12 protein-coding genes are annotated in these 13,734 nt (G+C 64.5%); all 12 read left to right on the forward strand.

The annotated features are described in order from the left end of the window. Window positions 1–84 precede the first annotated feature (84 nt). Entirely contained in the window at window positions 85–1,017 is a 933-nt protein-coding gene (locus AC2YJX_RS07980; RefSeq protein ID WP_487255724.1) for a LysR family transcriptional regulator, read from the forward strand. A 79-nt stretch (window positions 1,018–1,096) separates the two neighbouring features. Beyond that, the gene (locus tag AC2YJX_RS07985; RefSeq protein WP_487255725.1) at window positions 1,097–2,683 is read left to right on the forward strand and encodes an ABC transporter ATP-binding protein; all 1,587 of its coding nucleotides are present in this window, start codon (window positions 1,097–1,099) and stop codon (window positions 2,681–2,683) included. Next, window positions 2,676–3,746, forward strand: coding sequence for an ABC transporter permease (locus AC2YJX_RS07990; protein ID WP_487255726.1), 1,071 nt, complete (start codon window positions 2,676–2,678; stop codon window positions 3,744–3,746). The genes AC2YJX_RS07985 and AC2YJX_RS07990 overlap by 8 nt, the downstream gene beginning before the upstream one ends. Further along, the gene (locus AC2YJX_RS07995; RefSeq protein ID WP_487255727.1) at window positions 3,746–4,666 is read left to right on the forward strand and encodes an ABC transporter permease; all 921 of its coding nucleotides are present in this window, start codon (window positions 3,746–3,748) and stop codon (window positions 4,664–4,666) included. Before AC2YJX_RS07990 ends, AC2YJX_RS07995 begins: the two co-directional genes overlap by 1 nt. A gap of 110 nt (window positions 4,667–4,776) precedes the next feature. Continuing rightward, window positions 4,777–5,943, forward strand: a complete 1,167-nt coding sequence (locus tag AC2YJX_RS08000; RefSeq protein WP_055401936.1) for a BMP family ABC transporter substrate-binding protein — start codon at window positions 4,777–4,779, stop codon at window positions 5,941–5,943. A gap of 108 nt (window positions 5,944–6,051) precedes the next feature. Continuing rightward, entirely contained in the window at window positions 6,052–7,032 is a 981-nt protein-coding gene (locus AC2YJX_RS08005; protein WP_487255728.1) for an aromatic ring-hydroxylating dioxygenase subunit alpha, read from the forward strand. Further along, the gene (locus tag AC2YJX_RS08010) at window positions 7,032–8,084 is read left to right on the forward strand and encodes an adenosine deaminase (RefSeq protein WP_121507273.1); all 1,053 of its coding nucleotides are present in this window, start codon (window positions 7,032–7,034) and stop codon (window positions 8,082–8,084) included. The genes AC2YJX_RS08005 and AC2YJX_RS08010 overlap by 1 nt, the downstream gene beginning before the upstream one ends. A gap of 225 nt (window positions 8,085–8,309) precedes the next feature. Beyond that, window positions 8,310–9,884, forward strand: a complete 1,575-nt coding sequence (locus AC2YJX_RS08015) for a methyl-accepting chemotaxis protein (RefSeq protein ID WP_431152152.1) — start codon at window positions 8,310–8,312, stop codon at window positions 9,882–9,884. Between the two features lie 158 nt (window positions 9,885–10,042). Continuing rightward, the gene (locus tag AC2YJX_RS08020; protein ID WP_487255729.1) at window positions 10,043–11,143 is read left to right on the forward strand and encodes a BMP family ABC transporter substrate-binding protein; all 1,101 of its coding nucleotides are present in this window, start codon (window positions 10,043–10,045) and stop codon (window positions 11,141–11,143) included. Window positions 11,144–11,232: 89 nt separating this feature from the next. Continuing rightward, window positions 11,233–12,531 carry a guanine deaminase gene (gene guaD / locus AC2YJX_RS08025; protein WP_487255730.1) on the forward strand — a complete coding sequence of 433 codons (1,299 nt, stop codon included), beginning with the start codon at window positions 11,233–11,235 and terminating at the stop codon, window positions 12,529–12,531. An 81-nt stretch (window positions 12,532–12,612) separates the two neighbouring features. Next, complete coding sequence (dcd, locus tag AC2YJX_RS08030; RefSeq protein WP_487255731.1) at window positions 12,613–13,185, forward strand: dCTP deaminase; 573 nt, start codon at window positions 12,613–12,615, stop codon at window positions 13,183–13,185. 153 nt (window positions 13,186–13,338) lie between these two features. Further along, window positions 13,339–13,707, forward strand: coding sequence for a hypothetical protein (locus AC2YJX_RS08035; protein WP_487255732.1), 369 nt, complete (start codon window positions 13,339–13,341; stop codon window positions 13,705–13,707). Window positions 13,708–13,734: the final 27 nt, after the last annotated feature.

The following is a 13,734-nucleotide window of genomic DNA, read 5'->3' on the forward strand; positions in this document are numbered from 1 at the left end:
TGGATGGAAAGGTTCAGCAGAGGGTAGAACGCAGTACCGTTACCGGCATATGCGCAAGCTTATGGCACCCATGCCCACACCGCTATGAGAGACCACGCCCTTTTCGACAAGATAGACCTCCATCTCATAAGGGTCTTGCACACCGTGCTCACAGAACGCAGCGTATCGAGGGCCGCCGTCCGCCTGGGCATGCACCAGCCGGCGGTGTCGGCTGCGTTGAAAAGGCTGCGCGACCTGGCGGGCGACCCGCTGCTCGTGCGCTCGGGCGCCAGCATGATGCCCACCGATGCTGCGCTGCGCATGGTGGAGCCTGCGGGCGCGATCCTGCGCTCGGCCGAGGCGCTGTTTTCAGACGCACGCGGGTTTGACCCGCGCACAGCCACCCGCACCTTCCGCGTGGCCGCCAGCGATTACCTCGACCCCCTTTTTCTACCCCAGCTCGTGGCCCGCATCAAGGTCGAGGCCCCTTTGTGCCCCATCGAGATCCTGCCCCTGTCGGCCGACACGCACTATCACGCGCACCTGGCGCAGGGCGAGGTGGACGTGGTGATCGGCAACTGGCCCCAGCCGCCGGACGACCTGCACATGGGCCGCCTGTTTGGTGACGAAGTGGTCTGCCTGGTCGGCAAAGACCACCCCGCCGTGCGGCGCGGCTGGGACGTGGAAAACTGGCTGGCCGCCGAACACATCGCGCCCACGCCCACCCACCCCGGCGCGCGCGGCGTGATCGACACCCACCTGGACAGCCTGGGCATGCAGCGCCACATCACGGCGCGCTGCGCACATTTCAGCCTCATCCCCAGCATCGTGGCATCGAGCTTGCTTGTGCTGACCACCGGCCGCCAGTACTGCGAGCGGTATGTGGAGCAACTTCCGCTGGCTATATTGCCGTGCCCGGTGCCGTTTCCTCGGCTCATGTACTACCAGCTGTGGCACGCCCGCACGCACCACTCGGCGGCGGCCGCATGGCTGCGAGATTGCGTGAAAACCGTGGCTGCTTCGCTACGAAAAGAATAGCTGCTTGAGCATGCTGAACAAGCGCCATGAGGTATTTTCATTCTTATAACAAGTTGTAAAACTGAGAGACAATCCCCGCATGAGTTCTCCCCCCAATCCTTCAGCGCCTGGTGCGGCGCCGCCACGGCTGCAGCTGGTGGGCATCACCAAGCGCTACCCGGCCGTGGTGGCCAACAGCGGCGTGTCGCTCACGGTGCTGCCGGGTGAAATCCACGCCGTGCTGGGCGAAAACGGCGCGGGCAAGTCCACGCTGATGAAAATCATCTACGGCTCGGTCAAGCCCGATGAAGGCAGCGTGTTCTTCAACGGCCAGGCCGTGCAGGTGCGCAACCCGCAAGAAGCGCGGGCCCTGGGCATCGCCATGGTGTTCCAGCATTTCAGCCTGTTCGACACCCTCACGGTGGCCGAGAACGTGTGGTTGGGCCTGGACAAGAGCCTGACGCTGGCCGAAGTGACCGGCCGCATCACCGCCAAGGCCACCGAATACGGCCTTGACATCGACCCCCTGCGCCCCGTGCACACCCTGAGCGTGGGCGAGATGCAGCGGGTGGAGATCATCCGTGCGCTGCTCACCAACCCCAAGGTGCTGATCCTGGACGAGCCCACCTCGGTGCTCACGCCCCAGGCGGTCGAAAAGCTTTTTGTGGTGCTGCGCAAGCTGGCTTCGGAAGGCTGCAGCATCCTCTACATCAGCCACAAGCTGCACGAAATTCGCGCGCTGTGCACCGCCTGCACCGTGCTGCGCGGCGGCAAGGTGACGGGCGTGTGCAACCCGGCGGAGGAATCCAATGCCTCCCTGTCGCGCCTGATGATTGGCGCCGAGCCGCCCGCGCTGGAGCACCGCGCGGTGCAGACCGGCGCCACGGTGCTGCGCGTCAAGGGCCTGTCGCTGCCGCGTGCCGACCAGTTCGGCGTGGACTTGATCGACCTGCAGTTCGAGGTCAAGGCGGGCGAAGTGGTGGGCATTGCTGGCGTGTCGGGCAATGGGCAAAAAGAGCTGCTGTATGCGCTGTCGGGTGAAGACCAACGGGCCGAGCCTGCGAGCATCCAGGTCTCGGGCCAGAACGCAGGCCGCATGGGCCCCGGCCAGCGCCGTGCGCTGGGCCTGCACTTTGTGCCCGAAGAGCGTTTGGGCCGGGGCGCCGTGCCCACCATGGGGCTGGCGCACAACCTGCTGCTCACGCGCACCAATGCGGTCAGCGGCAGTGGCTGGATCAAGGTGGGCGCGCTGCAAAAGCATGCCGAGGACATCATCCGGCGATTCAATGTGAAGGCGGGTGGCCCCAACGCGGCGGCCAAGTCGCTGTCGGGCGGCAACCTGCAGAAGTTCATCGTGGGGCGCGAGATCGATGCCAACCCGAAGCTGCTCATCGTCTCGCAACCCACCTGGGGTGTGGACGTGGGGGCTGCGGCGCAGATTCGCGGCTCCATCCTGGCGCTGCGTGATGCGGGCTGCGCCGTGCTGGTGGTGAGTGAGGAGCTGGACGAATTGTTTGAGATCTGTGACCGGCTGCACGTGGTGGCCAAGGGGCATTTGTCGCCTTCTGTGCCGCGCGCCGAGGCCACGGTAGAGCGCATTGGCGAATGGATGAGCGGGCTGTGGCATGCCGATGTCCAAGCGCACCTCGCACATCAGGCCAAGGCCGCGGAGGTGCAGCATGCTTAAGCTGGAACCGCGCTCCCAGGCTTCTGGCTGGTGGACCTATGGCTCGCCGCTGCTGGCGCTGGCCGTCACGGTGTTGATTGGTGTGGCCTTGTTCGTGGCGCTGGGCAAAGACCCGGTGCGCGGGTTGCAGGTCTTCTTCTGGGAGCCGATCAAGACGCCTTATGCCGTGGGTGAGCTCATGGTCAAGGCCACGCCGCTGTTATTGATTGCGCTGGGGCTGGCCGTGTGTTTTCGCTCCAACGTGTGGAACATCGGTGCCGAGGGCCAGTTCGTGATCGGTGCCGTGGTGGCGGGCGGCGTGGCGCTGCTGGCCGACAAGACCACCGGGCCGTGGATCGTGCCCGCCATCCTGCTCGCCGGGGTGCTGGGTGGCATGGTGTGGGCAGGGCTCACGGCCCTGCTGCGCGACAAGTTCAACGCCAATGAAATCCTGGTGAGCCTGATGCTGGTCTATGTGGCCACGCTGGTGCTGGGCTATCTGGTCTATGGCCCGTGGAAGGACCCGATGGGCTACAACTTTCCGCAGACCAAGACGTTCGAGAAAGTCACGCAGATCCCGCGCCTGATGCAGGGCTCGCGCGTGTCCATCGGGCTGCTGCTGGCGCTGGCGGGGGCCGCGGCGTTGTGGGTGTTTCTGTTCCGCACCCGGGCCGGTTTTGCCCAGCAGGTGGGCGGGCTAGCCCCTGCAGCGGCGCGCTATGCGGGCTTCTCGTCGCGCAAGGCACTGTGGACGGCGCTGCTGATCTCAGGCGGTGCGGCGGGCCTGGCGGGCGCGCTGGAGGTGGCCGGGCCCATTGGCCAGCTCACGCCGTATGTGCCCGCAGGCTACGGCTTTGCGGCCATCATCGTGGCGTTTGTGGGGCGGCTGCACCCGGTGGGCATGATTTTGTCGGCCATTCTCATGAGCATGTTCTACATCGGCGGCGAGCTTGCGCAGTCGCGCATGGGCCTGCCCAAGTCGCTCACGGGCGTGTTCCAGGGCCTGCTGCTGTTCACGCTGCTGGCCTGTGACACCTTGATCGCCTACCGCATCCGCTGGGTGGCCGCGAAGGGAGGCAAGTAATGGAATCCTATGCACTCCTGATTGGCGCCACGCTGAGCGCGGGCACCGTTCTGGCCATCGCGGCCCTGGGCCTGCTCATCAATGAAAAGGCCGGCATCGTCAACCTGGGGGCCGAGGGCATGATGCTCTGCGCCGCCATTGCAGGGTTTGCCACCGTGGTGCACACGGGCAACACCTGGCTGGGGTTTGCGGCGGGCATGGGCGCTGGCGCGCTGCTGGCGGCCATCTTTGGTGTGCTGGTGATCTGGCTCAACACCAACCAGTACGCCACGGGGCTGGCGCTCAGCCTGTTCGGCGTGGGTTTTTCGGCCTTTGCGGGCATCAGCTACGTCCAGGCCAAGCTGCCAGAGCTGCCCAAATACGTGATCCCGGTGCTGGGCGATGTGCCGCTGCTCGGCCCTGCGCTGTTCCGGCAGCACCCGCTGGTGTATCTCACCATGCTGCTGGTGGCGGGGCTGATCTGGTTCCTGTACCGCACGCGCGCCGGGCTGGTGCTGCGCTCGGTGGGCGAGTCGCCCGAGTCGGCCCATGCGCTGGGCTACCCCGTGCGCCGTATTCGCTTGGCCGCCGTGGTGGCCGGTGGCTCGCTGTGCGGGCTGGCCGGCGCGTACATCTCTACCGTTTACACCCCTCTGTGGGTGGAGGGTATGGTGGCCGGGCGCGGCTGGATCGCGCTGGCGCTGACCACCTTTGCCACGTGGCGCCCGGCACGGGTGTTGCTTGGTGCTTACCTGTTTGGTGGCGTGACCATGCTGCAGTTCCATTTGCAGGCCACAGGCGTGCAGGTGGCCAGCCAGTTGCTGAGCATGCTGCCTTATGTGGCCACCATCGTGGTGCTGGCGCTGATCTCGCGCAATCCGGCGTGGATCCGCATCAACATGCCGGCATCGCTCGGCAAGCCGTTTTATCCGGGTTCGTGAACAAGCACTGGTCCCAAGAATTGCTGGTTACCCGGTGGTAGATCGCCCCATAATTAGTGTTTTCGTCCCTCAACCTTTGCAAGTCTTACTTCTTCAATAAGGAAACCGACATGACTGATCTGCAGAAACGCTCCATGCTCAAGGTGGCAGCGCTCTCCGCCGTGGCCGCTGCCGCCCTCGTGGGCTGTGGCAAGAAGGAAGAACCGGCACCGGCCCCCGCGCCCGCACCGGCTCCCGTGGCAGAAGCACCGGCGCCCAAGCCCGAGCCTCTGAAGATCGCGTTTGCCTACGTCGGCCCGGTGGGCGATGGTGGCTGGTCGTTCGCCCACGACAACGGCCGCAAGGCCATCGAGAAGGAATTCGGCGACAAGGTCGTGACGAGCTTTGTGGAAAGCGTGCCCGAGTCTGCTGACGCAGAGCGCGTGCTGCGCGACCTGGCCGGCCAGGGCAACAAGCTGATCTTCGGCACCACCTTCGGCTACATGGAGTCCATGCTCAAGGTCGCGGAAGACAACAAGGGCGTGAAGTTCGAGCATGCCACCGGCTACAAGACGGCCGAAAACATGCGCACCTATGACAGCCGCACCTACGAAGGCGCGTACATGGCGGGCATCATTGCCGGTGCCATGACCAAGTCCAACACTCTGGGCGTGGTGGGCTCGGTGCCGATTCCTGAAGTGATCCGCAACATCAACAGCTTCACGCTGGGTGCGCAGTCGGTCAACCCCAAGATCAAGACCAAGGTGGTCTGGGTGAACGAATGGTTCAGCCCACCCAAGGAAACCGAAGCCGCCACCAGCCTGATCAACGGTGGCGCGGACGTGTTGTTCCAGAACACCGATTCGCCTGCTGTGCTCAAGACCGCACAAGAGAAGGGCAAGCGCGCCTTCGGTTGGGACAGCGACATGACTGCCTACGGTCCCAAGGCCCACCTGGCTTCGGCCGTCATCAACTGGGGCCCGTACTACATCAAGGCCACCAAGGACGCGCTGGAAGGCCAGTGGGCCACGGGCCAGAGCTGGTGGGGCGTGAAGGAAGGCGCCATCGACATCGTCTCCATCGCCGAAGACGTGCCTGCCGACACCAAAGCCAAGGTCGAAGCCGTGAAGAAGGGCCTGGCCGACGGGTCGTTCCAGATCTGGAAGGGCCCGATCGTGGGTCAGGACGGCAAGGAAGTGCTGGCCAAAGACACGGTGGCCGATGACAAGTTTCTGGGCGGTGTGAACTTCTACGTCAAGGGCGTGGAAGGCAAGATCCCCGGCGGCGAGAAGAAGTAAGCACTTCTGACCCGTCATCAGGCAGCCTCTTGGGGCTGCCAGTTTAAAAGGGCTACCTTCCTGGGTGGCCCTTTTTCATTGTTGAGTGCTTTTTTTGGAGCAGGGACGATGGTCGAATCGACGTTGTGGCACCCCGTGGCACTGGCGGGTGATGTGGCGAACACCCCACTGGCCGTGCAGTTGCTGGACCAGCCGCTGGTGCTGTGGCGTGATGGCCTGGGTGGGGTGCAGGCCTTGGCCGATCGGTGTCCGCACCGTGGAGCCCGGCTTTCGCTGGGCCGCGTGACTCCGCAAGGACAACTGGAGTGCCCGTACCACGGCTGGCAGTTTGCGGCGGGCGGCCGCTGCACCCACGTGCCAGCGCTACCCGCGTTTGTTCCGCCGCCCGGGCACTGCGCACGGACCTTTGAGGCGCGGGAGGCCTATGGCCTGATTTGGGTGCGCATGGAGCAGGGCAGTGCAGCGCTCCCCGAGTTTGTGGCCGAAGGCGACGCGCGGTTGCGTAAGCTCAACTGCGGGCCGTACGATGTGGCGGCCAGTGCTCCGCGCATCATCGAGAATTTTCTCGATATGTCGCACTTTGGTTTTGTGCACGAAGGCTGGCTGGGCAGCCGCGACGTCCCTGCCATTGATGACTACCGCGTTGAGGCCACACCCACTGGCTTGCTGGCCACCGGCTGCAAGGCCTGGCAACCCCAGTCCAACCTGCACTCCACCGCCCCGGCCCAGGTGGAGTACACCTACGAAGTCACGGCACCCTACGCGGCCGTGCTGACCAAGGTGCCCGAGGCGGGCACCACGGCCGTGGATGGCTGGCGGGAGTCCATAGCGCTGTTCATCTGCCCGATCACCCCGGTGCGCAGCCGCGTGTGGTTTCGCCTGGCCGTGGCAGATTTCGATTCGCCCGATGAGAAGCTGCAGGCCTTTCAGCACACCATCTTCACGCAAGACCAGCCCGTGCTGGAGTCGCAGACGCCACAGTGTCTGCCGCTGGACCTGCGGGCGGAGTTGCATACCGCCGCCGACAAGGCATCATCTGCCTACCGCCGCTTTTTGCGCCAGAGCGGCATCACCTTTGGAGTCTGCTGATGTTTAAAGTGCCCCCCATTTCCGCCGAGCGCCTGCCCACGCTGCTGCGCGCCATGCCCAAGGCCGAGCTGCATATCCATATCGAGGGCTCCCTGGAGCCTGAGCTGATCTTTGCACTGGCGCAGCGCAACGAATTGACCTTGCCCTATGCCAGTGTGGAGGCACTGCGCAGCGCCTACGCGTTCACCAACCTGCAAAGTTTTCTGGACATCTACTACGCGGGTGCCAGCGTGCTGCTGCACGAGCAGGACTTTTATGACATGGCGCGCGCCTACCTGGGGCGAGCAGCGCGCGACAACGTGCTGCACGCCGAAATCTTCTTCGATCCGCAGACCCACACCGCACGCGGCGTTGCCATGGAGACGGTCATCAACGGCCTGTACCGGGCCTGTGAAGATGCACGCAGGGAGCTGGGCATCAGTGCCACGCTCATCCTGTGTTTCCTGCGGCACCTCAGTGAGGAGTCCGCCTTCGAGACCCTGGAGCAGGCGATGCCCCTGCTCGACAAGATCGTTGGCGTAGGGCTGGATTCCAGCGAACTGGGCCACCCGCCCGAAAAGTTTGCCCGCGTGTTCGCCCGCTGTCGCGAACTGGGTCTGCACTTGGTGGCCCATGCAGGCGAGGAGGGCCCTCCTGCCTACATCTGGAGCGCGCTCGATGTGCTCAAGGTCGAGCGCATCGACCACGGGGTGCAGGCGGTGCACGACGCGGCACTGATGCAGCGCCTGGCGCAGGACCGTATTGCGCTCACGGTGTGCCCCCTGTCCAACCAGAAGCTGTGCGTGTTTCCCAACCTGGCGGACCACAACCTGGGCAAGCTGCTCGACGCCGGGCTGGCCGCCACGGTCAACTCGGATGATCCCGCTTACTTTGGCGGCTACATGAACGAGAACTTCACCCAGGTTTTTGCCGCCACGGGCCTCACGGCGAAACACGCCTACCAATTGGCGTTCAACAGCTTTGAGGCGAGTTTTGCCAGCAATGCCGACAAGCGTGTGTGGGAGCACAAGCTCAAGGAAACCTTTGAGCGGTGCGTGGAGCACGACTACTGAGCTGTGTGCGGCGGGCATAGCGCGGATTGCCAGTGCGAATCGGCGGGTTGGTGCGCTGTCACCCGCGCGGCAGGGCGGCGGCGTGGGTAAACCCTTAAAATAGTAAGTATTCGTTCGAATTGCGTCCGGCCCAGGCCCACGGGGTGATCCACCACCATGGCCCTTACCCAGCGCTCCCTTGCGGAGTGCACGGGTGCCGTGTTGCCCCCTTTTTTGGAGCCTTCCATGTTTCTCAGTCAAATCTCCATTGGCAAGCGCCTGACCCTGGTGCTCGGCCTCATCCTGGCGCTGTTTTTTGCCAGCAGCGTGGTGGCCGTGGTCAAGCTCAGCCAGTTGGGCAAAGAGATCGACGCCATGGTCAACGACAACATCAAGACCGAGCGCGCTGGCTCGGACTGGCTGCGCCACACCACATCGGGCGTGCAGCGCGCGGCAGCCATTGCCAAGAGCAGTGATGCCAGCCTGATCCCCTACTTTGCGCCCGCCACGGCCGCGTCGATCCGCGATACCAACGAGCTGCAGAAATTCATCGAGTCCAAGATGGACACGCCGGAGAAGAAGCAGCATTTTGCCAAGGTGGGTGACCTGCGCAAGGACTACCTGGCGGCCCGCGAGGAAGTGAGCAAGTTCAAGCAGGCGGGCGATGCCGAGAACGCCAACAAGGTTTTCACCGAGCGGTTCGAGCCCACCTCCCGCAGCTATCTGGCGGGCGTGCAGCAGATGGTGGATGGCCAGCGCGCCGAGCTCGATGCTGCCGGCAAGCGCAGCGAAGAGCTGCGTGCCCAGACCACGCTGCTGCTGCAGATCTGCACCGGGGTGTCGCTGCTGCTGGGCGCCTTGCTGGCCTGGCTGCTGACCACCAGCATCACGCGCCCGCTGCGCCAGGCCGAGGCCATTGCAGAGACCATCGCCAACATGGACCTGACGGGTGCCCCCCAGGCGAGCTACGCCAATGACGAAACCGGCCACCTGCTGCGCGCCCTGGATGCCATGCGCAGCGCTCTGCACCGTTCGCTGCAGCAAGTGCGGGGTGTGGTGGACAGCATCTCCACCGCCAGCACCCAGATCGCCATCGGCAACCAGGACCTGAGCGCACGCACCGAGCAAACGGCCAGCAGCCTGCAGGAGACCGCCAGCTCGATGGAAGAGCTGACGAGCACCGTGCGCCAGAGCGCCGATTCGGCCGTGCAGGCCAACCAGCTGGCGGTGTCGGCCGCACAAGTGGCCCAGCGCGGCGGTGAAGTGGTGGCGCAGGTGGTGACCACCATGGACGAAATCAACACCAGCAGCAAGAAGATCGCCGACATCATCGGCACCATCGACGGCATTGCGTTCCAGACCAATATCCTGGCCCTCAACGCCGCCGTGGAAGCCGCCCGTGCGGGCGAGCAGGGCCGTGGCTTTGCCGTGGTGGCCAGCGAAGTGCGCTCACTGGCCCAGCGCTCGGCCCAGGCGGCCAAGGAGATCAAGACACTGATCGGCGTGTCGGTGGAGAAGGTCGAGTCGGGTGCTGCCCTGGTGCAGAACGCAGGCACCACCATGGGCGAGATCGTAAGCTCCGTGCGCCGCGTGACCGACATCATTGGCGAGATCAGCGCAGCCGCTTCGGAACAGAGCCAGGGCATTGGCCAGGTGAATGTGGCAGTGACCCAGCTGGACCAGATGACCCAGCAGAATGCAGCCTTGGTGGAAGAGTCCACCGCCGCCGCCGAAAGCCTGAAAGACCAGGCGTCTCGTCTGGCCGAAGTGGTGGGTGCCTTCCGCCTGGGCGCGGGCCCGCAGGCGCTGCGGCTTAACTGAGTTCCTATGGAGGGCTTTGCGCACTGCAGCAGAGCCTACCCTCCGGCTTCAATCCATACAGTTCCAACGTAGTTTCAGCGCAGTTTGATTCCCCTCGGCAGCACCGTCGTCCTGCGGTGCTTCCGTTCCATTCCATCAGGGCCATGTAGAGGAACACCATGTACAAAAACCTCGCAGCCACGCTCGTGGCCGCCTGTTTTTTCTCTCCCGTTTTTTCCCAGACCACGCCCGCCAAGGGCAGTACGGCCGAGCCTGTCAGAGCCGGTTTTGTCTATGTCTCGCCCATCACCGAGGCAGGCTGGACGCGCCAGCATGACGAAGGCCGCAAGGCCGTCGAGGCCGCGCTGGGCAACCAGGTGAAGACCACCTTTGTCGAGAACGTGGCCGAAGGCGCCGATGCCGAACGCGTGATCCGTGATCTGGCGGCCACGGGCCACCAGATCATCTTCACCCCCAGCTTTGGCTACATGGAGCCCACGCTCAAGGTGGCGCAGGACTATCCAAACGTGAAGTTCGAGTCCATCACGGGCTACAAGACCACGCCCAATGTGGCCGCTGCCAACGCGCGCTACTACGAGGGGCGTTACCTCGCCGGTATTGCAGCGGGCCGCATGAGCAAGACCGGCGTGGCCGGTTTTGTGGCGGGCTTCCCCATCCCGGAGGTGCTCCAGGGCATCAACGCCTTCACATTGGGCATGCGCTCGGTCAACCCGCAGGCCGCGGTGAAGGTGGTGTGGCTCAATGTGTGGTTCGACCCACCCAAGGAGCGTGATGCGGCCATGGCGCTGTTCAACCAGGACGTGGACGTGATTGCGTTCCACACGGGTTCCACCGCCGTGATGGCCGCCGCGCAAGAGCGCGGCAAGATGGCCGTGGCCTACCACTCCGACATGCGCAAGACCGGGCCTGACGCCCAGATCGTGGCCGTGACGCACCAGTGGGGCAGTTACTACACCGAGCGCGTGCGCGCCGTGCAGAACGGTACCTGGAAGAGTGCCAACCTGTGGGGCGGTGTGCGCGAGGGCATGATCCGCGTTGGCGACTTTGGCCCCAAGGTGCCTGCCGCCGTGCAGCAGGAGGTCCTGAATGCGCAAAAGGCCATCGGTGCTGGCAAGCTCCAGCCCTTCCGCGCGGGCAAGGCGCCGGTGCGCGACAACGACGGGCAAGAGCGAATCGCTGCGGGCCAGGCGCTGACTGATGCACAGATCCTGCAGATGAACTGGCTGGTGGAAGGGGTGATGGGCAAAGTGGCGCGTTGAGCGTTCCCGTACCCTGCCAACTGCCTTCCATAGCCACTATGGGGCGCGCCGTATGCTGGCGCCAGGCGGTGCCGCTAAGCTAGCGCACCATGCCTGTATACCGTTCCGCCCTTTTGCGATTTGCCGACGATGGCCGCGCCCTCTATGACGAAGATGGCCTGCTGGCCATTGGCCCGGATGCCCATGGCCGCCAGCGGGTGCTGGCAGCCGGCGCCTGGCAGGCGCTGTCGCACCAGTATGCCCACGAGCCCGTCACGCACCTGCCGGGTCGCATCCTGGCCCCTGGGTTTGTGGACATGCACATCCACTTTCCGCAGACCGACGTGATTGGCTCGCCCGCGGATGGTCTGCTGCCTTGGCTGGAGAACTACACTTTTCCCCATGAATCGCGCTTTGTCGCATCCGACTACAGCGCGCAGGTGGCAGAGTTCTTTGTGGCCGAGCTGCTGCGCCATGGCGTGACCACGGCGCTGGCTTTTGCCACCTCGCACCCCGCCTCAGTGGATGCCTTGTTCACCGAGGGGCAACGCCAGCACATGCGCCTGATCACCGGCAAGGTGCTGCAGGACCGCCACTCGCCCGATGGCGTGCGCGACGATACCGAACAAAGCCTCATTGACACCGAGGCGCTGATCCAGCGCTGGCACGGCGTGGACCGCCTGGGCTATGCCATCACCCCGCGTTTTGCGCCCACCAGTACCCATGAACAATTGCGCGGCGCGGGCGAGCTGGCTGCGCGCTACCCCGATGTGTGGATTCAGTCCCACGTGGCCGAGAACCGCGACGAGATCCGCTGGGCGCGCGAGCTGTTCCCCGCCGCACGCAGCTACTTGGGCGTGTACGACGACTTTGGCCTGATGCGCGAACGCGCGGTGTACGCGCACTGCATCCACTTTGACGACGACGACCGCGCGCTGATGCGCGACACCGGTGCGGTGGCGGCGGTCAGCCCCACCAGCAACCTCTTTCTGGGCAGTGGCTTTTTTGACTACGCCAGCGCCGACCGCGTGGGCTTTGGCTACGGCCTGGCCAGCGATGTGGGCGGGGGTACCAGCTTCAGCCCGTTCCACACCATGCTGGCGGCGTATTACGTGGGCCGCGAGGGCCAGACCAAGCAGGGGCTGAGCCTGTCGCCGCAGCAGCTGTGGTGGCAACACACGGCCGGGGCCGCCAAGGCGCTGGGTCTGGCGGGTGTGGTGGGCAATTTGCAGCCGGGCTGCGAGGCCGACTTTGTGGTGCTCAACCCTCGGGCTACGCCTCTGCTGGAGCGCAAGACCTGCCAGGCGCGCAGCCTGGACGAGCTTTTGTTTGCGCTGATCGTGCTCGGCGATGACCGTGTGGTGGAGCAAACGGTGATTTCTCAAGCAAAATACGGCCCCAGCGCTTGATCATCAAGCGCTAATAGCTACATATTTAATAGCGCCCGGCTGTTTGCCGACGGCCAGGGCCACAGCGCAGGAAATTCAGCCATGAGCATCAAGAGCGACAAGTGGATCCGCCGCATGGCGGCCGAGCACGGAATGATCGAACCCTTCGAGCCGGGCCAGGTGCGCGAGGTGGACGGCCGCAAGATCATCAGCTACGGCACCAGCAGCTACGGCTACGACATCCGCTGCGCACCCGAATTCAAGGTGTTCACCAACATCCACAGCACGGTGGTGGACCCGAAGAATTTCGACGAGAAGAGCTTTGTGGATTTCGAGGGCGACAGCTGCATCATCCCGCCCAACAGCTTTGCGCTGGCCCGCACGATGGAGTACTTCCGCATTCCACGCAACGTGCTCACCATCTGCCTGGGCAAAAGCACTTATGCACGCTGCGGCATCATCGTCAACGTGACCCCGTTCGAGCCCGAGTGGGAAGGCTATGTGACGCTGGAGTTCTCCAACACCACGCCGCTGCCCGCACGCATCTACGCGGGCGAGGGCTGCGCGCAGGTGCTGTTCTTCGAGAGCGACAAGGACGATGTGTGTGAGGTCAGCTACCGTGACCGGGGCGGCAAGTACCAGGGGCAGGTCGGCGTGACGCTGCCCAAGGCCTGACCTCCCGTCCGCCGGACCTTCGGCATGCGCTGGAACTTGTTCGCAGGGGTTGCGTCCTACAGCGCCAGTGCCCATTGGCTGAAATGCAAGCGCAGGTAAGGTTCTTAGCATGGTGTCATGCCGCCGGGCCCTCCGGTGGCCACGGAGTCCACCATGCTGACCTTTGCTGCGATGACCACACCCGCCAAGGCCCGGGGTGCTGCGCTTTCTCTACATGACCCTGCAGGTGCCACAGGCGACTTGGCCTCGGACCACGGCGCATTGCGCCCGGCAGCCGTGTCCCACGCCCACTATTGGCCCTGCGAGCTTCTCAACGCTTTCGTTCTGAAGATGGCCGCCACGGGCCACTGTGTGAATACCGCCATGATGCTGGGGCACCGGCCCTACGCGCTCGAACAGCTGGCCGTGGCGCGGGCCGTTCAGGACCACAGCCTGAATGCGCTGGCCTTGCGGCTGCAAGCCTATTTTGATGTTGCCGCGCCCCAGGGGTGCGCCGTGGTGGCCGAGATCAGCGAGGCTTAGAACAGGTTACTGGCGGGGCTCTTGCAC

The organism is Acidovorax sp. SRI_002 (genome assembly GCF_057586455.1).

Coding starts and splice junctions, on each gene's coding strand:
- guaD (WP_487255730.1), top strand. CDS start 11,233: ATGCCTGTATACCGTTCCGCCCTTTTGCGATTTGCCGACGATGGCCGC.
- AC2YJX_RS08000 (WP_055401936.1), top strand. CDS start 4,777: ATGACTGATCTGCAGAAACGCTCCATGCTCAAGGTGGCAGCGCTCTCC.
- AC2YJX_RS07980 (WP_487255724.1), top strand. CDS start 85: ATGAGAGACCACGCCCTTTTCGACAAGATAGACCTCCATCTCATAAGG.
- AC2YJX_RS07985 (WP_487255725.1), top strand. CDS start 1,097: ATGAGTTCTCCCCCCAATCCTTCAGCGCCTGGTGCGGCGCCGCCACGG.
- AC2YJX_RS07995 (WP_487255727.1), top strand. CDS start 3,746: ATGGAATCCTATGCACTCCTGATTGGCGCCACGCTGAGCGCGGGCACC.
- AC2YJX_RS08020 (WP_487255729.1), top strand. CDS start 10,043: ATGTACAAAAACCTCGCAGCCACGCTCGTGGCCGCCTGTTTTTTCTCT.
- AC2YJX_RS08035 (WP_487255732.1), top strand. CDS start 13,339: ATGCTGACCTTTGCTGCGATGACCACACCCGCCAAGGCCCGGGGTGCT.
- AC2YJX_RS07990 (WP_487255726.1), top strand. CDS start 2,676: ATGCTTAAGCTGGAACCGCGCTCCCAGGCTTCTGGCTGGTGGACCTAT.
- AC2YJX_RS08005 (WP_487255728.1), top strand. CDS start 6,052: ATGGTCGAATCGACGTTGTGGCACCCCGTGGCACTGGCGGGTGATGTG.
- AC2YJX_RS08015 (WP_431152152.1), top strand. CDS start 8,310: ATGTTTCTCAGTCAAATCTCCATTGGCAAGCGCCTGACCCTGGTGCTC.
- AC2YJX_RS08010 (WP_121507273.1), top strand. CDS start 7,032: ATGTTTAAAGTGCCCCCCATTTCCGCCGAGCGCCTGCCCACGCTGCTG.
- dcd (WP_487255731.1), top strand. CDS start 12,613: ATGAGCATCAAGAGCGACAAGTGGATCCGCCGCATGGCGGCCGAGCAC.